Genomic DNA, 20,445 nt, shown 5'->3' with positions numbered 1-20,445 from the left:
CGTCAATGCAAGCAGACATCTTCTGCCGCGTGGTCGACAACTACGGCGACATCGGCGTCTGCTGGCGCCTGGCGCGCCGGCTGGCGCACGGCCGCGGCTGGGACGTGCGCCTGTGGGTGGACGACCTGGCCAGCTTCGCGCGCATCCAGCCCGGCATCGATGCCAACGCCGCGCGCCAGGCGTTCCAGGACATCGATATCGTGCGCTGGACCGACACGCCGGATGCGGCGCTGGCGGCCCGCGACGTGGTGATCGAGGCCTTCGCCTGCGATCCGCCCGAGGCGTTCCTGGACAGCATGCGCCAGCGCCATCCAGCCTGGATCAACCTGGAATACCTGAGCGCCGAGGCCTGGGTGGAAAGCTGCCACGGCCTGCCGTCGCAGCGGCCCGACGGGCTGGTGAAGCACTTTTTCTTTCCCGGCTTCACGCCCGCCACCGGCGGCCTGCTGCGCGAACCGGGCCTGACGGCCGAGCGCGACGCCTTCCAGGCCGATCCCGAGGCCCAGGCGGCGTTCCTGCGGGGACTGGGCGTGGCCGAGCCCCTGCTGTCGCAACGGCGCCACGGCGCCCGCACCGTGTCCCTGTTTTGCTATCCCAGCGCCCCGGTCGACGGCTTGGCGCAAGCCCTGGCGGCCGATACCCGCCCCGCCCTGCTGCTGGCGCCGGAAGGCGTCGCTCCCGGGCTGGAAGCGGCCTGCGCGAGGCCCGGCGGTCCGGCGGTGGCGCGCCTGCCGTTCGTGGCGCAACCCGATTTCGACCGCGTGCTGTGGTGCGCCGACCTGAACCTGGTGCGCGGCGAGGATTCCTTCGTGCGCGCGGCCTGGGCGGCCCGTCCGCTGGTCTGGCAGATCTACCCCCAGGAAGAGAACGTGCACCTGGAGAAGCTGGACGCCTGGCTGGCGCGCTATCCGGCCCCGGAAACCGCGGCCGCCGCCATCCGCGCCTGGAACCTGCCCGACGCCGGCGCGGCGGCGGATGCGATCGGCGCCGCCCTGGCGCCGGCCGCCTGGCAGGCCTGGACGCAAGCCGCGCGCGAATGGGACGCGGCGCAGGCCGCGCGCCCCGACCTGGCGGAAAATCTGGCCGATTTTTGCGCAGAGTTGGTCAAGAAACGCTAGAATAGAGAGTTTTCTGAGTCGCCCGGGTTTTTCGGCGCCTCAACTATGACGCCTCCCGGGGTGTGCATGAAAGTCGAGCGAGCGGGCCTTTTCGGGCCCGCGGGCTTGAGATGGCGTTGAGATCGAGATGGCGGGCCTGGCCCGTTGCCTGGCGCCCTCACCCGCTGCGGCTTTCTGCAAGCACGGCGAGTGCACCCTTTCCCCCCGGAGTTTTATCGATGAAAACCGCTCAGGAATTGCGAGTCGGCAACGTGGTCATGGTCGGCAAGGATCCCCTCGTGGTCCAGAAGGCCGAATACAACAAGTCCGGCCGTAACGCCGCCGTCGTCAAGCTGAAGTTCAAGAACCTCTTGACCGCCTCGGCCAGCGAATCGGTCTACAAGGCCGACGAAAAGTTCGAAGTCGTCCAGCTGGATCGCAAGGAGTGCACGTACTCCTACTTCGGCGACCCCATGTACGTCTTCATGGACGAAGAGTACAACCAGTACGAAATCGAAGCCGAAAGCATGGGCGACGCCCTGAACTACCTGGAAGAAGCGATGCCCGTGGAAGTGGTCTTCTACGACGGCCGCGCCATCTCGGTGGAACTGCCCACGACGCTCGTGCGCGAAATCACCTACACCGAACCGGCCGTCCGTGGCGACACGTCGGGCAAGGTGACCAAGCCCGCCAAAATCAACACCGGCTACGAACTGAACGTGCCGCTGTTCTGCGCCATCGGCGACAAGATCGAAATCGACACGCGTACCAACGAATACCGCAGCCGCGTCAACAACTGATCCGGCAGCAGGTACGAAAAAGCGCCAGCCCTTCGGGGTCTGGCGCTTTTTTTTTTCGGCGAACGCGGCTACTGCAGGCGCTCGTCGTCGAGGAAATCAGGCACAGCCATGACGTCGATGCCGTCCTCGGCCAGGGCCTCGCGCTCTTCGCGCGTGGCGGTGCCGCGGATGGGCCGCTCGTCGGCGTCGCCCTCGTGGATGCGGCGCGCCTCCTCGGCGAAGCGCGTGCCGACGTTTTCGGTGTTGCGCAGCAAGGCCCGCACCTGGCGCATGACCACCGCCTGCAGGGCCGACATCTTCTCGGCATCGGTGGCGCCGGCCGACGGCGCCGGCGGGGCGGCGGGCGCGTGCAGGTGCGCCACGTTCAGGCGCGGCGCCGACAGGCGCTTGGTGATGCTGGCCGAGCCGCAGACCGGGCACGACACCAGGCCACGCGCCTGCTGCGCGTCATAGTCTTCGTGCGAACCGAACCAGCCTTCGAAGATGTGGCCGTGCTCGCACTGGAGGTCGAAAACTTTGAGAGCCATGGGAGTGATATGGGGGCTAGCGGCCAGAATACAAGAAAGCGCCGGCTCAAACAAAAAGCGGGCCCGCGGGCCCGCTTTTGCTGCGCCTGGCGCTTACTTGCCGCGCTTGGGCGCGGCCGTCGACTGGATCTGCGCCTGCTGCGCCTGCAAGGCGTCGATCTGGCGTTGCAGGTCGCGCAGTTGCTGACGCACGTCCTTCTGCTGATCGGCCAGCGCGGTGGCTTCCTGGCGCGATTGCTCCTGGCGCGCGGCGACCTGCTCTTCCTGCTGCATGCGCAGGGTGCGGTCGGCCTGCAGCGTGCTCAGTTCGGCGTTGCGACTGGCCAGCAGCTTCTCGGCGTGGGTGTATTCAGCCTGCAGCTTGATGCGCTGGATGTCCACGTCGGCCAGTTCCACCGATTGCGCGGCGAACGCGCGGTAGGTGGCTTCGGCCTGCTTGTCCGACTTGGTCTTGAGGACGCGCCAGAAGTCCTTCTGCTGGAACAGGGCCACGTAGTAGGTCAGGTCGTCCGGCTTGAACAACAGGCTGGCGCCGTAGGTGCCGTTGTAGGTGGTGCGCAGCTCGGAAACCTGGCGGTTCTGGATCAGTGCCTGCAGCTCGGCCACCGTCGAGGACGGGCGCGCGGCGGGCGCCGGCGCGGGCGGGGTGACCGGCGTGGAGGCGGCTTGCTTGTCCTCGACCTGCTGCACCGTCGGGCGCGGGGGCTCGGGTTGCGCGCTGGCGCACGCGGCCAGACCGGACAGGGCCGTACCCAACAGCGCCATGCGAGCGGCGGCACGGATAAAGTGGACGTTCATGCCTTCCCCAAAAAAATCGTTGCGGAACTATAGCAATTTATTCCGTTTGAAGCTGACGCGCGTGAATAACACGGCGCGATAGTGTCGCGCGCCAAGGGACATTCCCTATTGCGCCTCACGACGCTTCGACGATGCCGTCGGCGGTTTCGCCCTGGCCGCCGCCCAGATGCAGCTTGCGCATCTTCTCCCACAGCACCTTGCGGCTGATGCCCAGGGTATTGGCGGTGTCCTGCCGGCGCCAGCCATTGACGTCCAGCGCGGCCAGGATGCGGGCGCGCTCGGCGCGTTCGGCGTCGGTAAAAACGGGCGGTTCGCATTGGGTATTGGCGCCGGCCGCGGCCAAGGCCGGCGGCCCGCCGAGCGGCTCGGCCAACTGGTCGAAAATGCGTTCGATGCGGGCCTGGTCCCAGGCCTGGAACTGGCGCCGCACGATCGCCACGCGCTCGGCCACGTTGGACAGCTCGCGCACGTTGCCGGCGTAGCGCGCCCGCGCCACGCGCTCCAGCAGCCAGGCCGGCGGCTCGCCCTCGGCGCCCAGCCGTTCGAGCAGGGCGCGGAAGATCGCCGCCTTTTCCTCGGGCCCGCGCTGTTCCAGGTTGGGAATGCGCAGCTCGATCACGGCCAGCCGGTAATACAGGTCGGCGCGGAACTCGTCCTGGCCCACCAGCACCCGCAGGTCCTTGTTGGTCGCCGCCACCAGGCGGAAATCGACCGGCACCTCGACGGTCGACCCGAGCCGCGTCACGGCGCTCTGCTCCAGCACGCGCAGCAGCTTGACCTGCTGGTACAGCGGCAGGTCGCCGATTTCATCCAGGAACAGCGTGCCGCCGCTGGCCTGCTCGAAATAGCCCTTGTGCGCGCCCACGGCGCCGGTGAAGGCGCCCTTGGCGTGGCCGAAGAAATGCGCCTCGAACAGCCCCTCGGGGATGGCGCCGCAGTTGACCGCGACGAACGGCCCGTCCGACCACGCGGCGTGGTCGTGCAGCAGGCGCGCGATGCGCTCCTTGCCGACGCCGGTCTCGCCGTGGATCAGCACGTTGCTGCGGCAGTCGGCGAACATGTCGGCCTCGGCCAGCAGCGCCCGCATCGGCTCGGACACCGCGATCAGCGGCTGCTCGCGGCGCGGCGCGACGCGGTTGAGCTGGTCGAGCGTGCCCAGCAGCTCGAACAGCAGCTTGCGCAGGTCCGTGGTGGTGAAGGCCAGCGGCAGCGTATAGGAATATTCCGGCGGGTAATAACGCGGATCGCGGCCGCGGGCCTCGGACGCCACCCAGATGACGGGCATCGCCTGCACCGACAGCCAGTCGTAGCCGCTGAAGCGGTTGTCGCCCATGACCGAGACCGACACCAGCGCCACCGCGGGCCGCGACGGATCGCGCGGCGGCGGAAAGGCGGTGCCGGCGTCGGCGCGCACCAGCGACACGTCCATGCCGGCCAGGCAGCGCTCGGCCCGGCTGGCGATGTCGGACGTGCCCTCCCAGACGTAGACGTCGAACTCCTCGCGCGAGAATTTCTGGGTCATGGCGACCACCGGGCCGGCCGCGAAGGGGCGGAAATCAAGGGCTTCATCATCAATACACCAGGCGGGGCTTGCCGCAGTCCACCGACAGCAGCGATACATCGGTCTGGCCGACACTCAGGCCAAGCATGTCCAGCAATTGCTGCAGCAGGGTCGACAGCATGCCCAGCAGCGGCTGCAGCAGCGTCACCACGATGGACAGCACGCCGCCCACCTGGTTGCCGCCGCTCAGCGCCAGCGACGAGACCGCGTTGACGCGGCACTGGCGGATCGCATCCGGCGTGATCGCCAACAGGCAGGTCACGTCGCTCAGCGGCGCCAGCAGCAACGAATTGAGGAGGTTGCCGACCAGCTGCAGCGTGCCGCCCAGCACCCCGGTCAGGCCGCCGGTGGACATGCGCTGGCCGAGCTGGTTGAGCGCGGTCGAGGACCACTGCATGTCGTTGACCACCTGCGAAATCGATTTGCCCGGGTTGCTGCCGCCGCCGCCCACCAGGGTGGTGGCCAGCGACAGGCGCTGGTCCGGCGTCAGCGGCGTGCCGGTGCCGACCAGGTCGCCCAGGATGCCGCCGACCACGGCGTCGGCCAGGTTCGAGGCCAGCGCGCCCAGGTTGATCGAGGTGGCGTTGACGGTGGCGGTGGAGTTGGGCGACGGCGGCTCGGTCAGCGTCACCGAGACCGGCGCGGTCGAGTTGAAGATCGGCAGCGTGACCTTGCTGGTCAGCGGCAGGATGCCGAGCACGTTCAGGATCTGGTAGCGCTGGATCGCCGCGAACGAGCTGGGCTGGCAGCTGTTGGTGATGGACAGGAAATTGGCCTGCACGTTGTCCACCGCCGACGACATGCCGGGGAAGCGTCCCAGGCAGATGTTGGCCACCGACGAGGTCACGTCGATGGTGGCCTGCGACTCGGTCAGCGGCGCCTGGCACAGCTTGGACACGGTGCCGGTCGATTGCGCCACGTCGATGATGACCGGCAGGTCGATCTTGGTGCCCAGCGTGTTGGCCAGCAGCGGGCCCACCAGCGGGATGTTGCTGGTGTTGGCGCGCAGGTAGACGCGGATGCCGGCGCTGGTGGCCTGCGTGCCCACCCCGCCCACGCCGATGGTGGGCGGTTCGACGATGCGCACCTGCGACTGCACGCCAAGCAGCGGCACGTTCAGGCCCAGGTTGACCAGGTTCTGGCCGTTGGCGATGACCAGCGCGGTCTCCAGCACATTGAGCGCGTTGATATTGGCCTGCAGCGCCGAGTTGATGTCGCCGCCGACCACGTTCAGGTCGAGGATGCCGCCGTCGCCGAACAGCTTGACCGGCAGGTTCACCGGCATCACGTTCAGCACCACGTTGATGGCGTTGGACAGCAGCCCGAGGCTGGCGCCGGCGGTGTTGCCGGCCTTGTTCATCACGGTCAGCGTGGCCTGCAGCAGCTGGCCCAGCGTCAGGTTGTTGAGCGCGGCCAGTTGTGACGGCGTGCCCACGCCGGTGGCCACCGACACCGGCAGGCCCAGCGCCTCCAGCAGGCCCGACGGCGTGATGTTGACGGTGGCCAGGCCGGCCGCGTCGAGGATGTCGAGCTGGGCCGGCGTGGCGCCCACGGTGGACAGAAGCTGCGACAGCAGGCCGCCCTTCTGCAGGCGCAGCAGGCGCGAGCCGACGGTGAACACCGCCACCGGCTGGGTGCTGGTGGCCACCGAGATCACCTGGACCTGGGTGCCGCCCGCCGTGCCGCCGGAGAAGCTGGGAATCAGGCTGGCGAGGGTCTTGTTGATGGTGATGCGCAACGCGTTCGGCACCTGGCCGCTGGCGGGGTCGAACACGTACATGCCGCTGGCGTCGGCGCGGGTGGTGTCCCACACCTTGCATTCAACCGTGACGTCGGCCGCGGAGAAGCTGTCGAAGATGTTGGGCACGTTGGCCAGCACCGCGGCCTGCCCCGCCGCCTGCGCCCGGGTGCAGTCCGCGGGCGCGCCCATGCCCAGCACCTGCACCGCCGACAGCGCGGCCAGGTCCGAGGCCTTCTGCATCTCCCGCTTCATGTAGTAGGCATAGCCCAGCTGGGCCACGCCCAGCAGCACCAGGCCGACGATGACCACGAAAACGATGGCCACCGTCATGCTGCCGCGCTGCCGCGACAGGAACGCAGAACGAAGATGAGTGGCTGGCATGATCGCGGCTCCCTGACTCGGTGAGACGGGTCCTAATTGGTGTTGTTGGTCTGCACCCGCTTGGTGAACCACTCCGGAATCGGCCGGGTGAAGCTGTCGACGTAGCGGTTCCAGGCGGCGGTGGACGCCGCGCCCAGCACCGGCAGCGCGGCGCCGGCGCGGCGGCCGTCGGCCTGCGCGGCCAGCAGGCCGCGGGTGATGTCGCCGAAGGCTTCCGGCGCCTCGGCCGCCGGTTGCGGCGCGGGCTGCGCGGCCGCCTGCGGCATCGGGGTCTGGACCTGCTGCACCACCGGCCGCGCCGGCATCTGCGCCGCGGGCGCGGCCGCCGGGGCCACCGGCGCCACCGGCGAGGCCTGGGCCACGCCGCCACCCATGGCGCCGCCGGTCAGCGGCGCGTTCGATTGCGCCTGGCTGGTCCAGGGCATGGCCGCCGCCACCAGCAGCGCCAGGGAGAACGGAACAAAGCGTACGGTTCGAGACATGTTGGGATTCCTGGTTAGCGCATGATCGGGCCGTTGCCCAGCCGGTCCATGAGCGGGCTCATGACCGGCATGACGATGCCTTCGCCGCGGGACACCCGGGTCGCCGGGGTGTCGGCCGCGGCGGCCGGCGCCACGCCGCGCGGCGCGGCGGTCTGGCTGCGGATTTCGGAGGCCAGGCGCAGGACCTGGCCGCGCGCCTCGTCGCCGAGCTTGGCGCGGTCCATCACGTTCTGGGCCCGCACCGGCTCGCCCTCGACCAGCAGCAGCAAGGCCAGGTTGGCCAGCACCTTGCCGCTCTCGGGCGCCAGCTCGGCGGCCTGGCCCAGCGGCACGCGGGCGCCGGCCGGATCGCCGGCCCGCAGCCGCGCGTAGCCCAGGTCGCCCAGGATGCGCGGATCCATCGGCGCCAGCTTGGCGGCGCGCGCGAAATCATCGGCGGCCTGTTCGAACTGGCCGCGCGAACCGGCGATCAGGCCCAGCCCGTGCCAGCCGTCGGCCGCCTGCGCGGTGCCGATCAGGGCGCGGTAGGCCTGTTCGCTCGAGGCCGTCTGGCCGGTCTGGCGCAGCGCCTCGGCGCGCAGCACCGCAATGCGTTGATCGTTGCCGAACTTCTGCTGGAACGCCTCGATATAGGCCAGCGAAGCGAAATAGCGTTCCTGGCGCTGCGACTCTGCGATCATCGACAGCATCATCTCCGGCTCGGCCGGCTTGCGGCGGTTCTCCGCCTCGTCCTCGCGCTGGCGCGCCAGCGCCTGTTCCTGCTGTTGTTGCTGGATCAACTGCCAGGCGGTCTCGGCGTTGTTGCTCTGGCAACCCGCCAACGTCCCGGCGCCGGCAACCGCCGCCGCCACCAGGGTCCAACGCCATGCGCGCCGCGCGCTTTCCATACCGCCCGCCATTACATCCCCCCCATGCGCGACAAACCGCGCAATACCGCCACAAACCCCGCCCCGCCGGTCACGATCAACAGCGCCGGCAGCAGGGTCACGATCATCACCGCCGTCATCTTCACGGTGGTCTTGCCCACTTTTTCCTTCAATTCCAGGCGCCGCTTCTCGCGCAGGCGCTCGCCGAACCGGTTCAGCGGTTCCTGCACCGCGCCGCCGTGCTGATCGACCTGGGCGATCAGGCGGCAGATGGCGGACAGGTCGTCGTTGTCGAAGCCCGCCGCCAGCCGCGCCAGCGACTGCTCGCGGGTGCGGCCGCGCACATACAGTTCGGACGCCAGCCGCAGCTCGTACGCCAGCACCGGCAGCACCTGGTCGAATTCCTTGGTCAGCACCTGCAGGCTCTGGTCGATAGACAGGCCCACGCCCTGCAGCAGCCGCAGCAGGTCGATCAGCAGCGGCAGTTCGTTGGCGGCCTGCTTGCGGCGGCGCGACAGGCGCCGGCGCACAAACCACTTGGGCAACATGTAGCCAATGGCGAAGCCGAAGAAGGCCGCCACGAACAGGCCCAGCGACGAGCCGCCGACGTTGCGCCCCAGGTCCAGCGCCACGGCCGCCGCCGGCAGCAGCAGCGCCAGCGCGAAGCGCGCGACGATGAAGCGCAGCCGCGCCGTGGCCGGGTTTTCGTAGCCCGCCATGTCCACCAGCTTGCGGTCCTCGCCCGCCAGCAGCGCTTCGGCGAAGCGGCCTTCGCTCAGGCGCTTGCCGAACGAGTCGGCCGCGCGCGTGGCCGCGGCCAGCCTGCCCTGCGCGCCCTCGGCGGCGGGCGCGGCGGCGGCCTTGACGCGGCCCTCGCGCGTCGCCAGCGCCTGCTCCACCACCTGCCGGCTGCGGTCCTGCCCGCGCAGGCGCCGCGTCATGCTCAGGCCCAGGATCAGCATGGCGGCCGCCACCAGCATCAGCGCCACCGCCAACACCGTCGAGACATTCCAGGATTCGATCGCTTGCATCCGCGTCGTCCTCAGATGGCCTTGGCCATGCGATACAGGATGTAGGAGCCGCCCAGTTGCAGGCCGACCGCCGTCATCAGCATCTTGAAGCCCAGCGGGTCCACCCATAGGCCCATGAACAGGTCGTTGTTGGCCACCATGATGAAGCCGGCAATGCCCAGCGGCAGCAGCGCCAGGATCCAGGCCGACAGGCGGATTTCCGCCGAGCTGGCCGACAGTTCGGCGCGCGCCTGGCCGATGTCGCGCATGAACGCGGCCATGCGTTCGAGCACCTGGTCGCTGCGGCCGCCGAAACGCAGGGCCACCGACACCACCGCCGCCACCATGTAGAGTTCCTTCATGTCGTACTGGCGCGAAACCTGCACCAGCGCCGCGTCCAGTTCCTTGGCCGAGCGGCTCAGGGCGGCGGCGGTCTCGACCACCTCGCGCAGCGGCTCGTCGGTGGTGGCCGCGGCGGTCTGGAAGGCCGACGCCATGCTGTTGCCGATGGTGACCAGGCGCACGATGTTGTCCAGGAACGCCGGCAGTTGCGACACCCGGCGGCGCTGGCGCCGGTCGGCGCGCAGCCACAGCAGGAAATAGGCGAACACGGTCAGCAGCACCAGCGCCACCAGGGCCGACAGCCAGCCCAGGAAGGCCCAGGCCAGCAGCGCGCCCGCCACGATGGGCAGGATCAGCTTGGCGTAGAAGCCCGGGCTCTGGCGCACGCCGCCCTGCAGCAGCAGCATGTCCCAGCGCGAGAAACCGCTGCGCAAGGCGCGGGCGCCGTGCGCGAACGGCATCTTGCCGCTGACCGGCGCGCCGCGGCCGCGCCGCAGCTGATCTTCGAGGAAAGCGGAACTGGCGGCGCGCCGCTGGCCGCTGTTGGCGTGACGCCACAGCAGCACCGCCGCCAAGGCCAGCACCAGCGCCAGACCCGCGAACACCCCGGCTTGCAGCATCAGCGCCTCCTGCTCCAGAAGCCGCCGCCGTCGGACTCGGGCGGCGCATTGTCGGCCGGCCGCTGCTCGTTGCGCATCTTGGCCAGCTTGGGGGTGTGCGGATGGATGCCGAGCCAGTTCCAGCGGTCCTTTTCCTCGCCCTCGGGCGTGGCGAAGGTTTCGTGCCGGTACAGCTCCTGGGTCGAGATCACGTTGTCGCCCATGCCGGTGACCTCGGTCACCGACAGCACGCGCCGCTTGCCGTTGGACAGGCGGCCGATCTGCACGATGAAGTCGAGCGCGCTGGCGATCTGGCGCCGCAGGCTGTCTTCACTGCCCTGGAAGCCGGCGAAACCCGCCAGCATCTCGATCCGGTACAGGCACTCGCGCGGCGAGTTGGCGTGGATCGTGGCCATCGAGCCTTCGTGGCCGGTGTTCATGGCCTGCAGCATGTCCATGACCTCGGCGCCGCGCACTTCGCCCACCACCACGCGGTCCGGGCGCATGCGCAGGCTGTTGCGGATCAGTTCGCGGATGCTGACGGCGCCGCTGCCGTCGAAGCCGCCCTGGCGCGACTCCAGCCGCACCACGTGCGGGTGGTTGAGCGACAGTTCGGCGGTGTCTTCCACCGTCACCACGCGCTCGGTGTCGGAGATGAAGAAGGCCAGTGCGTTCAGCAGCGAGGTCTTGCCCGAGCTGGTGCCGCCGGACACCAGGATGTTGCAGCGGTTCTTCACCGCCTCGTGCAGCAGCCGGTAGATCTCCTCGTCGAAGGTGCCCAGCGTCAGCAGGTCGGCCGGCTTGAGCGGGTCCTGGCGGAATTTCCGGATCGAGACCATCGGGCCGTCCACGGCCAGCGGTTCGATCACCACGTTCAGGCGGCCGCCGTCGGGCAGCCGCGCATCGACCATCGGGCTGGACTCGTCCAGCCGGCGGCCGATCGGCGCCAGGATGCGGCGCACGATGCGCAGCACGTGCTGGTTGTCGGTGAAGCGCAGCGTCTCGCGCGCCAGCACGCCGCGGCGCGACACGAACACGTTGTCGTAGCCGTTGATCAGGATGTCCTCGACCGCGGGGTCGGCCAGCAGGTCTTCCAGCGGCCCCAGGCCGGCCAGTTCCTTGGTCAGGGCCTCGGCGATCTGGCGCATCTCGCCTTCGTTGATCGGCACCCGCCGCAAACGCACGAAACTGGCCACCTCGATGTCGACGAACTCCTGGATCGCCGAACGCGCCCAGCGACCGAACTCCGCGCCCAGTTCCTCGATGCGGGAAAGCAGGTGCTCGTAGGCCGCCGTCTTCACTTCCTGGAAACGATTGGACGAGGCGAATCCCTTATCGCCATCGCCGCCGAATTCTATGGTCGCTGTCATGATCATGTGGGGTTCCGCCGCCGTCCGTTACTCGACCACCATGCGGCGGTGCACGCCGGGCAGCCAGGTGGCCAGCCAGCTCGCCCGGCCGCCCGGGGTGTTCTCTTCCGCGCTCAGCTTCTCGGCCAACGCCTGCACCGCGCGCACGTAGACGTCGCGCTCGGCCTCCTCGTGCAGCAGATGGCCCTGGTTGGTGCACACCATCAGCGCCAGCGTGCGGTCCGGCAGCGTGCCGATCAGCTCCAGCTGGAAGCGCTCGGCGATCTGCTGCGCCGTCATGCCGTAGCGCTCGTCGTAGCGGTTGACGACCAGTCCCAGGCTGCGGCGGTCCACGTGCAGCTGCTCCAGCTCCTGCAGCAGGCCGGCCAGCGACACCAGCGCGCCCACGCTCTGGTCGGTGACGATCCAGTTCTGTTCCGAGGCGCGCGCCAGGCCCGCCACGAATTCGGGATTGGAGAAGCCGCCGGAATCGGCCACCACCACGCCGAAGTGCTGGCGCATGCGTTCGAACACCAGCAGCGAATCGGATTGCGAGACATCGCGCATCTGGCCCAGGTCGCGCGGCAGCGCCAGCACGCTCAGGCCGTTGGCGGTATGCGACATGGCCGAACTGAGCAGGGTCGAGTCAAGCCGCCGCAGATTGCGCGCCGCCTCGGCGAAATCGAAATCGCCGCCGATGTTCAGGTACAGCTGGCAATCGCCCACCGGCCAGCCCAGGTCCATCAGCGCCACCCGGCTGCCCAGGGGCAGCTGGCTGCCGTTGTCGGCGGCCGGCTTGGCGCCCTTGGCGCCCGCGGTCGCGGCGCGCGAGCCATGCTGCTGCTTGAGACGGTCCTGCACCATGCCGGCCAGGTGCACGGCCAGCGTGCTGGTGCCCACGCCCGGCCGCGCGCCCAGCAGCAGCACGCTGCGGCGCGAGCCATCCATGCGGCCGCCGCCCGCCGGCAGGTCCAGCAGCCGCTGCACCACGTCCTTGACTTCCTGCGGCGCCACGGTCGGGTCGACGAAATCGCTGACGCCGGCGCGCAATGCGGCGATGGCGCCTTCCGGCTGGCTCAGCAGCCCGACGGCGACGCGCGGAATCGCCGGCGCGATGCGCGCCAGCAGGCGCGCCAGCTCGGCCGACTTGAACAGCTTGCCAGGCTCGTCCTCGCTCAGGGTGAAATCCAGGAACACCACCTGCGGCTCGATTTCGGCCAGGCGCCGCCCCAGTTCCTCGACACCCGGAACTTCCTGGGTCAGCATGCCCATGTCGCCGAGCGCCTGCCCGAGCTGCGCGGCCACGCCGTCACCCTTGGAACAAAATAAAAACCGGTTGCTGTTCTGCAAGCCAACCCACTCCCTGGCATGTGTCTTCATATCGCTCACCGTGAAAAACCCGGCATTTGCTGCCCGCCTGCGGGACCCATCAGGTAATAGCCCCAAGCGTTGAACGCGGTGTCCGCCGCCTCCTGCTTGGCCCCCGGCAGCGGCAAGGTCACGCCGCGTGCAATGGGCCGCACCAGGCGCGGCGTCACCACGATCACCAGCTCGGTATCCTCCTGGGTGTAATCGACACTACGGAAAAACGAACCGATGATGGGCAGGTCGCCCAGCATCGGCACTTTGTTGACCAGCGCCTTGGTCTGGCGCGACACCAGCCCGCTGACGACGAAGCTCTCGCCGTCGCCCAGCTCGACCGTGGTGTCGGCGCGGCGCGTGCGCAGGGCGGGGATCAGCGTTGGGGCGTTGCTGCCATTGGGAATGGAAATGGCGTTGCTGTAGTCGAGTTCGCTGGCTTCGGGCGCCACTTTCAGCGCAATCCGCTCACGCGACAGCACGGTCGGCGTGACCGTCAGGCCAATGCCGAACGCCTTGAACGTTACGGTTGTCGTGCCCAGGCCGCCTGCTTCCGGGATGGGCAATTCGCCGCCGGCCAGGAAACTGGCACTTTGGCCAGTCAGGGCGACCAACGTAGGTTCCGCCAGGACGCGCGCCAAGCCATTGTTCTGCAAAAGGTTCAAGCGTGCGCTGAAATCGCTGGAGTCGTAGAACAGCGAAAAACCCGACGTCAGCGCCGCGGTCCTGCTGAAGCCCAACGGCCCCGACAGGTTGTTGGGTGCTAAGGAGTTGGTGCCGCCCCAGGGGCCGGTGCGGCCGGCGAAGCTGATGCCGGCCTGCTTCATGACCGAACGCGACACCTCGACCACCTTGACCTCGACCTGCACCACGCCGCCGGTGCCGGCGGTCGAGACATCCACCACGTTCTTGTCGCCCACCACCGCGCCTGCCGCGGCCACCGAGGCCTGGTGCGACAGGGGCGAGTCGGCCTGGCCCGACACCACCGCGCGGTCGCCGGCCACGTCGACGTTGGCGCCGCCGGTCATGCCGCGTCCGGCCATCACCTGCTGCACGTTGCCCGCCACCCGCACCGTCCACAGTTGCGGCGCCGCGTTGTTGCCGGTCCAGATCTGCAATTGCGTGGTGCCCGGCTTCTTGCCGTACAGCAGCAGCGAGGCCTGCCGCTTGCCGGAGGCCGCCAGCACCTTGACGTCGGCCACCTCGGGGTCACCGATGGCGATGCGGGCGGGCGCGCCGTCCAGCATGAGCGTCTGCTGGCCCTTCACGGCGACCGCGATGTCGCGGGCGGGCGCGCCGGCGCCCGGGTCGGACTGGATGGCGTTCTGCGCCATGCCGGCCACGCCGTAGGTCATTGCGGCTGCGGCCGACAGGACGCAGATCAGGGTGGTGCGCTGGAATCTCTTCATTGTGCTGGATCTGTTTTGACGGGTAAGGTCCAGCCGCGGGCGGCACCAGGCCACGCGCAGCCACGTTTCAATAGCGCACGCGCTCGGCTTTGTCTCCTCGCAGGATTTCGACGCTGCGGCCGCCCCCGCCACCGCCGCCAGCGGCGCGGGCCGGGGCCGGCTTGGCCGCCGGCGTCGGGGCATCCAGTTGCGCCAGGCTGTCGCCGGCATAGGCGCGGTTCGGGCCGCTCAGCAATTGCTCGCGCTGTTCGGGGGTCAGGTCGGCGCGCGCCGGCAGCACGGCGCTGCGCTGGGCGAACAGTTGCGTATCGGGCTTGCTATCGTCGCCGACCGGGCGCAGGGCCAGTTGCAGGCGGCCCGAGCGGCTGGCCAGCACCAGCTCGTTGACCTGGTCGACCGGCACGGCCAGCACGGCGGTCCGGGCCGGCTGTCCCGGCGGACCGGGCAGCGTGGACTTTTCCTCGGGGCCGTCCAGCGAAGCCGCGCCATACGCCAGCACGCGCACCTGCGATTGCAGCAAGCGGGCCTGTCCGCCCTGGATCTCGACGCCCTTCTCCAGCAAGAAGAACACGTCCACCAGGTCTCCCGGCGCGATGCGGTTACCGCCGCCCACCACCTCATCGACCGCGATCGCCAACGCGCGCTCGCCGGGCTTGAGCTGGCGCGCCAGTCCCTGCGCCAGCATGCTGGGCAGCAGCGGATCGCCGGCCGCGACGTCCACGCGCACATAGGCGCCCTGCAACGGCGTCGGCGAGCTGTAGCCGCCCGACAGCGCCACCTGCCATTGGTCCACCTTGAGCATCTTGTCGCTGTCGATGCGCGTGCCGGCCGGGATCGGCGCCGCCGCCACCACCACCGGATAGCGCTTGACCGGCGCCTCGGCCGGCGCGGTCGGCGTCGTCGCCACCGGACCGACCGGTGTCGGCGCCGGGGCCGACGGTTCCGAGGCCAGCTTCCACGCCACGAACGCCAGCACCAGGCCCGCCGCCAGCAACACACCCGCGATGATTTTGCTCAGACTGCTCATGGTGTCCCTTGGGAGATTTGCACGATGGCTTTCGACGACAGCCGGGTCGGTATCCAGTTCTTGTCCGTCCCGGGCAACATGGCGATGAATGCCTGGAAGGTCGACAGCACCGGCCAGGCCTGCACGTTGAATGTCATGGCGACCGTGCTGCACTGGGCCGTCTGGCCGCCCGAACCGCTCCAGGCGCACGGCGCGCTGGTGGTCGCGCAGGCCACCGCCGACCCGGTGCCGAACACGCTCATCGCCGCGGTGCAGGCGGCGCCGGGCACGTCGGCCTGGCCGGCGAAGCGCGCATAGACCGCCGCGCGCGCGCCTTCCGAGGCGGCCGAAGCCAGTTGCTGCTGCATCCAGAACAGCACGCCGTAGCCGACGACGGCGCAGACGAACATCAGCAGCATCGTCACCATCAGCGAGAACTCGAGCGCGGCGATGCCTCGCTGGCCGGGCTTGCGACCGCGGGGATGGCCAGGGGCGCGACGCGCGTTCATGTCAGTTGCTCCCATCCAGGCCGTTGCCCAGGTGGACCGTGGCGCGGGCCGACAGCACGCTCGAGGGCGGCATCAGCGCCTGCGCCAGGAACGGGAAATTCGGGATCAGCGGGTTGGCGCCGTAGGGGTAGCTGACCGTCACCTCGATCTGGTCCGCGCTCAGCGGCTGGCCGCTGCAGGCGCCGCCGGCGGTGCTGCTGAGCGTGCCGCTGGCGCCGCACACCGCCACCGCCACGGCGGCCGACGACATGGTGGTGATCCAGCCTGCGCGGTCCAGCGCCCTGTCGCGCCCGGCGTTGGCGCGCACGGTCAGCGAGGCGGCGCCCGGCTGCCATTGCAGGACCTTGCGGGCGCCGTCCTGCGCCGCCAGGGTGACCGAATGCTGCGCGGTGAACACCAGGGCGTACGTCAGGATCGCGTAGAACACCAGGAAAAACACCACGAATACCAGTCCGAATTCAAGGGAATAAACACCACGCTGAGCGCGGCCGCGCCCAGGTAGGTTCCGTACGGGATCTGGCGAGCCCGAAGCGGCAAGGCCCAGCTTCGGGAAAGAAACAGGTAGAGCAAGGCGTGCAGCCCGGCCAGCAGGCTCGCGGCCACCAGCGTCATCACGAGCGGCGCGAAGCCCGTCAGCAGCCCCAGCACGGCGATCGCCTTGACGTCGCCCGCGCCCATCAGGCGCTTGAGCCAGAGCGGGAAGAACGGCAAGGCCAGCGCGAATCCGGCCAATGCCATGGGCCAGCCGGCCCAGCGCGGTGGATAGCCCCAGGCTGGCGCGAGCCACGCCGCGAGCAGCCACAGCGCCTGTCCCGCGAACCCCGCGACGATAAGCGTGTTGGGTACGCGGCGATAGCGCAGATCGGTGTATATCAACACCAGATTCCAGCATGCGAACAACAGCCACCACAGCACTTCCCCTGGATACAAGGCAGGACCTTCTGACGGTTTCGGGTTCAATCTGGCAAAACATGGGCGCGCAGTACGCAGGAGCCGATGCGCGCAACGCCGTCAATCCGCAACCGCCCGAAATCGCTGCGCGGGAAGTGTTGTCAACATCAGCTCCACACCCGGTGGGGCGGCAGGCCCGACCGTCCGGCGCCGCCTGGCCAAAGCCAGGCCCATCCGGGCGGCCGGGACCTTCGGCCTCACTTGGACGCGTTGGCGAGCTTGGCCTGCAGCGACGTGAACAGGCCGCTCAGCGCGCCCGTGAACGTCGCCAGGGCCGCTACCAGCGCCACCGCGATGGTGCCCGCGATCAGCCCGTATTCCAGGGCGGTAATGCCTTCTTCATCGTTCCAGAACTGCGCAAGTTTCGCTTTCATGTCGAGCTCCTCAGGTCTCGCTTGATAATCGAGCCATGCCGCAGGGACGGCGTGGCCCCCTAAGCCCGGTGTTGCCGGCGCGCTGGCGTGTTCCACACCTTCGCGTCCCCGGGGTACCGCCAGGTCCGTCGCTGCCGACGGGCCCTCAACCCGGTCCCAGCGTCGAGCCGGGCGCCCTGCCCGGATCGACCACGGGGGCCGATTCAATGATCGAGTCGATGCGTTGCGCCAGGCGCGCGCGGAAACGGCGTGAAGCCCGCTGCAAATGCCAGCGCATCACCAGCAGCATGACGAACGACAGCGCGAACGCGATGTACGGCAGCATCACCCCGCCGATCTGCATGCTGGAAAAATCGCGCGGGGCGGTGCAAACCACCATGCCGGCCGCCGCCCCCGTGTAATGCATGCCGCACACGGCGATCGCCATCAAAATGGCCGCCGCGACGCGCTGGAACTCATTCTGCGTATTGAAAGCCAGCCACAATGCGGCTGACGCGGCGATTACCGCTATGAATACCGACAAAACAACCATCGGCAGATTCCAGATAAATACCGCGGGCATGCGCATGGCGCTGATACCCACATAATGCATCGCCGCCACGCCGAGGCCCGCGGCCAGGCCGCCCACCACGCAGCGCATAAATGTGAAGCGGTCGCGGCCCACATACCAGAAGGCCCAGCCGGAAAAACCAGCCGCCACCAGGAAACTGAGCACGGTCAAACCGATCTGGTAACCCACTGCGAACGGCAAGTCCTGTGCCTGCATGCCGATGAAGTGCATGCTCCAGATGCCGACGCCACCCATCGCCAGGGCGCCGATGATGATGTAACCGATGCGGATCTCGCCGTCCTGCATTTCGGCGCGGATACCCACCGCGGCCAGCAGCGCCACGTAGGAGCCGAGCGCCGCGATCAGGAACGACAGCGCCACCAGGCCGCTGTTGAAGGAAAGGGGAACGATATCGCCCGGGTTCATGCGCGGCCCCTGTGAGCCGGCGGTCGGCAGGCGCTTGCGGCGAGCCGACTTGCGACGAATTTGTTGCGGTCATCCTGGTCCATCTGTGGACTCCCGAGAGCCGGTAAACCCGATGTGTTTTGATACGTTTATATAGTCTTATCTATTAACAATTAATACACATCAGGGTTTATACCAGTATTCGCAACAGTGCGACAGCTTACTTGTAACGAATACTCGGAAATTAGCCAGGGTCATTTTTCAATGTACCGGTAAACCCTGAATTCGGCCGAGGAAAGATTGCCTTGTATGTCGCTCTATTGTTATATCCACGTTTCCGGCCAGTCACAATGAAATAATTTGTCATTGCCTCGGCGCGCTGGCAACATACCGCCTGAGCGGCGCGCCACCGGTTTACTTATATAGCGGCCCCATATAGTTAAGCCTTTATTCAGACCCTTAATATGGATGCCCCTGTTTAAACGGCGCCAGCGGCAAAAGAGAGACAACCAGGCATGAGACGCACGCTTCCCGCAAGTCCGCTTTCCCTCGCCCTTATCTGCACCCTGGCCGCCGTCGGCACGGCACATGCCGACGGCCCGTTGCGCGGCAACCCGGTGGACGCGCTGCCGCAGATCGAACGGCCGCCCGGCGCCACCCAGCCGCCGCCGGTGGTGCAGGCCCCCACTCCCGAACAACTGGCTCTGCAGGCCCGGCTGGCGCAGCGCATCGTGCCCCAGCATTTCGACGTCACGGGCGTGCACGAAATGCCGTTCGAGGAAGTCTCCGCCCTGCTGGCGCCGCTGTCCGGCAAGGAAATCAGCCTGGGCGAGCTGGTGCAGCAGGTCGACAAGATCACCCAGCTGTACCGCGACCGCGGCTATCCGCTGTCGTTCGCGCTGGTGCAGAACCAGACTTTCGCCAACGGGCTGGTGGTGGTGACCGTGGTCGAAGGCTATATCGGCACGGTGCGCATCGAGGGCGATCTCGGCAATGCCCAGGACCGCCTGGAATCGCTGGCCGAGCCGCTGAAGGCGGAGAAACCGCTGAAACAGGCCACGCTGGAACGGGTGCTGAACCTGATGCGCACGGTGCCGGGCGTGAAGTTCACCCCGTCGCTGGATCTGCCGCGCCGCGCCGACGGCGCCACCGAACTGGTGCTGGCGGCCACGCGCCAGCCGGTCAGCCTGACTGGCGGAGTGGCGGACCTGGGCACGGGCATGCAGCCGCTGGTGAACTTCGCCACCAACAGCCTCACGCCGCTGGGCGAACAGGTCAAGCTGACGGCCTCGGTGCCGTTCAACACCGATGACGTCAAATACATCTCGGGCGAGGTCCGCGTGCCGCTGGGCAATGACGGCCTGGCGGTCAAGGTCGATGGCTACCACTACGACGCCCGTCCCAAGGACGAGGCGATCGAATACCTGGGCTTCAATCGCCGGGTCAAGAACGACCGCATCGGCATCGGCGTCAGCTATCCCTTCCTGCTGAACAACACCCGTTCGCTGACGGGCACGCTGGGGGTCTACGCGGCCAACTCGAAGGATCGCTACGACGCCAAGAACTCCGATCGCTGGCTGCAGCAGGACGCCCAGGTGCGCGCCGCCAACCTCGAGATGCGCTATATCCAGGTATCCGAATCCAAGACCACCGATGTGACGCTGGCGGTGGCCCGGGGCTTCACCGGCGCCGGGGCCAAGAAGGAGATCAACACCAACTACGGCTATTCGGCCGTGCCGATCCTCGACCTGGACTTCACCCGCTACAACCTCAACGCCAAGCAGACCTTCGCGCTGCCGGCGCAATTCGGCCTGACCCTGTCCGGCGCCGCGCAGTACTCCAGCAATATCCTGCCCTCGTCGGAACAGGTGTCGTACGGCAGCTGGCGGTATGCGATGGGTTATCCGCAAGGCGAACAGAGCGGCGACAAGGGCGTGGGTGTTTCCGCCGAAGTTAATCGCCGCTTCGGTATCGGCTGGCAGTACCTGTCGAACGTGCAGCCTTATGCGCTGATCGACTACGCCCGCACCTGGTACAACAATTCCAGCCTGCAGCAGTTGAACCAGCGGCACCTGTCGTCAGTGGCGCTGGGGCTGCGCTTTACCGATGACAAGTACTACCTGTTTGATTTCAACGTGGCCAAGCCGATCGGTTCGGCCACCATAAACAATGGCCGCGACGTGCGCTTCAACGCCAATTACTCGTTGTATTACGACGCGTTCTAGCGCGCCGCGGGCAGCCGCCTCGCAACACCCGCGCCTGTTTCGACAGGCGCTTTTTTTTGCCTGTTCCATACACCACGTTACGTAACGCGGCCCGTAACGTAACG

The 20,445-nt window shown here is 68.2% G+C and carries 20 protein-coding genes; 3 read left to right on the top strand and 17 right to left on the bottom strand.

Going from position 1 to position 20,445, the window contains the following annotated elements; all coding sequences use genetic code 11:
* Nucleotides 1-5: 5 nt before the first annotated feature.
* Both earP and efp read left to right on the top strand, forming a co-directional pair.
* A complete protein-coding gene (gene earP, locus AOZ53_RS01875; RefSeq protein WP_054431915.1) occupies nucleotides 6-1,118 on the top strand; it encodes an elongation factor P maturation arginine rhamnosyltransferase EarP in 1,113 nt (370 codons plus the stop codon).
* Nucleotides 1,119-1,336: 218 nt separating this feature from the next.
* A complete protein-coding gene (efp, locus tag AOZ53_RS01870) occupies nucleotides 1,337-1,897 on the top strand; it encodes an elongation factor P (RefSeq protein ID WP_006225610.1) in 561 nt (186 codons plus the stop codon).
* A gap of 68 nt (nucleotides 1,898-1,965) precedes the next feature.
* Here the strand turns inward: efp and AOZ53_RS01865 are convergent, their stop codons facing one another.
* The 17 genes from AOZ53_RS01865 to AOZ53_RS01785 all read right to left on the bottom strand — a co-directional run bounded on the left by AOZ53_RS01865 (nucleotide 1,966) and on the right by AOZ53_RS01785 (nucleotide 18,137).
* Nucleotides 1,966-2,424 carry a DUF1178 family protein gene (locus AOZ53_RS01865; protein ID WP_054431916.1) on the bottom strand — a complete coding sequence of 153 codons (459 nt, stop codon included), beginning with the start codon at nucleotides 2,422-2,424 and terminating at the stop codon, nucleotides 1,966-1,968.
* A gap of 93 nt (nucleotides 2,425-2,517) precedes the next feature.
* The gene (locus AOZ53_RS01860) at nucleotides 2,518-3,222 is read right to left on the bottom strand and encodes a DUF2968 domain-containing protein (RefSeq protein WP_054431917.1); all 705 of its coding nucleotides are present in this window, start codon (nucleotides 3,220-3,222) and stop codon (nucleotides 2,518-2,520) included.
* A 115-nt stretch (nucleotides 3,223-3,337) separates the two neighbouring features.
* Nucleotides 3,338-4,744 (bottom strand): sigma 54-interacting transcriptional regulator, encoded by a 1,407-nt coding sequence (locus AOZ53_RS01855; protein ID WP_054431918.1) that lies wholly within the window; start codon nucleotides 4,742-4,744, stop codon nucleotides 3,338-3,340.
* A gap of 49 nt (nucleotides 4,745-4,793) precedes the next feature.
* Entirely contained in the window at nucleotides 4,794-6,905 is a 2,112-nt protein-coding gene (locus tag AOZ53_RS01850) for a pilus assembly protein TadG-related protein (protein ID WP_054486673.1), read from the bottom strand.
* A 32-nt stretch (nucleotides 6,906-6,937) separates the two neighbouring features.
* The gene (locus AOZ53_RS01845; RefSeq protein ID WP_054474183.1) at nucleotides 6,938-7,387 is read right to left on the bottom strand and encodes a DUF3613 domain-containing protein; all 450 of its coding nucleotides are present in this window, start codon (nucleotides 7,385-7,387) and stop codon (nucleotides 6,938-6,940) included.
* Nucleotides 7,388-7,401: 14 nt separating this feature from the next.
* The gene (locus tag AOZ53_RS01840; protein ID WP_082380278.1) at nucleotides 7,402-8,274 is read right to left on the bottom strand and encodes a hypothetical protein; all 873 of its coding nucleotides are present in this window, start codon (nucleotides 8,272-8,274) and stop codon (nucleotides 7,402-7,404) included.
* An 11-nt stretch (nucleotides 8,275-8,285) separates the two neighbouring features.
* Nucleotides 8,286-9,284 carry a type II secretion system F family protein gene (locus tag AOZ53_RS01835; RefSeq protein WP_054431922.1) on the bottom strand — a complete coding sequence of 333 codons (999 nt, stop codon included), beginning with the start codon at nucleotides 9,282-9,284 and terminating at the stop codon, nucleotides 8,286-8,288.
* An 11-nt stretch (nucleotides 9,285-9,295) separates the two neighbouring features.
* The gene (locus AOZ53_RS01830) at nucleotides 9,296-10,225 is read right to left on the bottom strand and encodes a type II secretion system F family protein (RefSeq protein ID WP_054431923.1); all 930 of its coding nucleotides are present in this window, start codon (nucleotides 10,223-10,225) and stop codon (nucleotides 9,296-9,298) included.
* On the bottom strand, nucleotides 10,225-11,580 hold the full coding sequence (locus tag AOZ53_RS01825) for a CpaF family protein (RefSeq protein WP_054431924.1): 1,356 nt from the start codon (nucleotides 11,578-11,580) through the stop codon (nucleotides 10,225-10,227). Before AOZ53_RS01825 ends, AOZ53_RS01830 begins: the two co-directional genes overlap by 1 nt.
* 21 nt (nucleotides 11,581-11,601) lie before the next feature.
* Nucleotides 11,602-12,942 (bottom strand): MinD/ParA family protein, encoded by a 1,341-nt coding sequence (locus AOZ53_RS01820; protein ID WP_054486672.1) that lies wholly within the window; start codon nucleotides 12,940-12,942, stop codon nucleotides 11,602-11,604.
* Nucleotides 12,939-14,321: a type II and III secretion system protein family protein gene (locus AOZ53_RS01815; protein WP_156333180.1), complete on the bottom strand. Its 1,383-nt coding sequence runs from the start codon at nucleotides 14,319-14,321 to the stop codon at nucleotides 12,939-12,941. Before AOZ53_RS01815 ends, AOZ53_RS01820 begins: the two co-directional genes overlap by 4 nt.
* A gap of 67 nt (nucleotides 14,322-14,388) precedes the next feature.
* Nucleotides 14,389-15,348, bottom strand: a complete 960-nt coding sequence (cpaB, locus tag AOZ53_RS01810; RefSeq protein ID WP_054431926.1) for a Flp pilus assembly protein CpaB — start codon at nucleotides 15,346-15,348, stop codon at nucleotides 14,389-14,391.
* Complete coding sequence (locus tag AOZ53_RS01805) at nucleotides 15,345-15,836, bottom strand: TadE/TadG family type IV pilus assembly protein (RefSeq protein WP_054431927.1); 492 nt, start codon at nucleotides 15,834-15,836, stop codon at nucleotides 15,345-15,347. Before AOZ53_RS01805 ends, cpaB begins: the two co-directional genes overlap by 4 nt.
* A gap of 1 nt (nucleotide 15,837) precedes the next feature.
* Complete coding sequence (locus tag AOZ53_RS01800) at nucleotides 15,838-16,278, bottom strand: TadE/TadG family type IV pilus assembly protein (protein WP_054431928.1); 441 nt, start codon at nucleotides 16,276-16,278, stop codon at nucleotides 15,838-15,840.
* Entirely contained in the window at nucleotides 16,245-16,751 is a 507-nt protein-coding gene (locus AOZ53_RS01795) for an A24 family peptidase (RefSeq protein ID WP_050813078.1), read from the bottom strand. The genes AOZ53_RS01800 and AOZ53_RS01795 overlap by 34 nt, the downstream gene beginning before the upstream one ends.
* A gap of 233 nt (nucleotides 16,752-16,984) precedes the next feature.
* Complete coding sequence (locus AOZ53_RS01790) at nucleotides 16,985-17,161, bottom strand: Flp family type IVb pilin (RefSeq protein ID WP_006390266.1); 177 nt, start codon at nucleotides 17,159-17,161, stop codon at nucleotides 16,985-16,987.
* A gap of 145 nt (nucleotides 17,162-17,306) precedes the next feature.
* Nucleotides 17,307-18,137, bottom strand: a complete 831-nt coding sequence (locus AOZ53_RS01785; protein ID WP_054431929.1) for an MHYT domain-containing protein — start codon at nucleotides 18,135-18,137, stop codon at nucleotides 17,307-17,309.
* Between the two features lie 494 nt (nucleotides 18,138-18,631).
* On the opposite strand from AOZ53_RS01785, the gene AOZ53_RS01780 reads away from it, so the two are divergent.
* A complete protein-coding gene (locus tag AOZ53_RS01780; RefSeq protein WP_054431930.1) occupies nucleotides 18,632-20,341 on the top strand; it encodes a ShlB/FhaC/HecB family hemolysin secretion/activation protein in 1,710 nt (569 codons plus the stop codon).
* The last annotated feature ends 104 nt before the right edge of the window (nucleotides 20,342-20,445 follow it).

Origin of the sequence: Achromobacter sp. 2789STDY5608621 (genome assembly GCF_001299375.1) — a bacterium.
GTDB classification, from domain to species: Bacteria; Pseudomonadota; Gammaproteobacteria; order Burkholderiales; family Burkholderiaceae_B; genus Achromobacter; species Achromobacter insuavis.
The sequence above is the reverse complement of the archived record's forward strand: the minus strand, read 5'-3'. Positions and strand labels throughout refer to the sequence as shown.

Bases quoted from the DNA above. Each gene is read 5' to 3' on its own strand.
- AOZ53_RS01805 (WP_054431927.1), bottom strand. From the start codon at position 15,836: ATGAACGCGCGTCGCGCCCCTGGCCATCCCCGCGGTCGCAAGCCCGGC.
- AOZ53_RS01840 (WP_082380278.1), bottom strand. From the start codon at position 8,274: ATGGAAAGCGCGCGGCGCGCATGGCGTTGGACCCTGGTGGCGGCGGCG.
- AOZ53_RS01785 (WP_054431929.1), bottom strand. From the start codon at position 18,137: ATGAACCCGGGCGATATCGTTCCCCTTTCCTTCAACAGCGGCCTGGTG.
- AOZ53_RS01850 (WP_054486673.1), bottom strand. From the start codon at position 6,905: ATGCCAGCCACTCATCTTCGTTCTGCGTTCCTGTCGCGGCAGCGCGGC.
- cpaB (WP_054431926.1), bottom strand. From the start codon at position 15,348: ATGAGCAGTCTGAGCAAAATCATCGCGGGTGTGTTGCTGGCGGCGGGC.
- AOZ53_RS01825 (WP_054431924.1), bottom strand. From the start codon at position 11,580: ATGATCATGACAGCGACCATAGAATTCGGCGGCGATGGCGATAAGGGA.
- earP (WP_054431915.1), top strand. From the start codon at position 6: ATGCAAGCAGACATCTTCTGCCGCGTGGTCGACAACTACGGCGACATC.
- AOZ53_RS01860 (WP_054431917.1), bottom strand. From the start codon at position 3,222: ATGAACGTCCACTTTATCCGTGCCGCCGCTCGCATGGCGCTGTTGGGT.
- efp (WP_006225610.1), top strand. From the start codon at position 1,337: ATGAAAACCGCTCAGGAATTGCGAGTCGGCAACGTGGTCATGGTCGGC.
- AOZ53_RS01815 (WP_156333180.1), bottom strand. From the start codon at position 14,321: ATGAAGAGATTCCAGCGCACCACCCTGATCTGCGTCCTGTCGGCCGCA.
- AOZ53_RS01780 (WP_054431930.1), top strand. From the start codon at position 18,632: ATGAGACGCACGCTTCCCGCAAGTCCGCTTTCCCTCGCCCTTATCTGC.
- AOZ53_RS01855 (WP_054431918.1), bottom strand. From the start codon at position 4,744: ATGACCCAGAAATTCTCGCGCGAGGAGTTCGACGTCTACGTCTGGGAG.
- AOZ53_RS01835 (WP_054431922.1), bottom strand. From the start codon at position 9,284: ATGCAAGCGATCGAATCCTGGAATGTCTCGACGGTGTTGGCGGTGGCG.
- AOZ53_RS01865 (WP_054431916.1), bottom strand. From the start codon at position 2,424: ATGGCTCTCAAAGTTTTCGACCTCCAGTGCGAGCACGGCCACATCTTC.
- AOZ53_RS01790 (WP_006390266.1), bottom strand. From the start codon at position 17,161: ATGAAAGCGAAACTTGCGCAGTTCTGGAACGATGAAGAAGGCATTACC.
- AOZ53_RS01845 (WP_054474183.1), bottom strand. From the start codon at position 7,387: ATGTCTCGAACCGTACGCTTTGTTCCGTTCTCCCTGGCGCTGCTGGTG.
- AOZ53_RS01830 (WP_054431923.1), bottom strand. From the start codon at position 10,225: ATGCTGCAAGCCGGGGTGTTCGCGGGTCTGGCGCTGGTGCTGGCCTTG.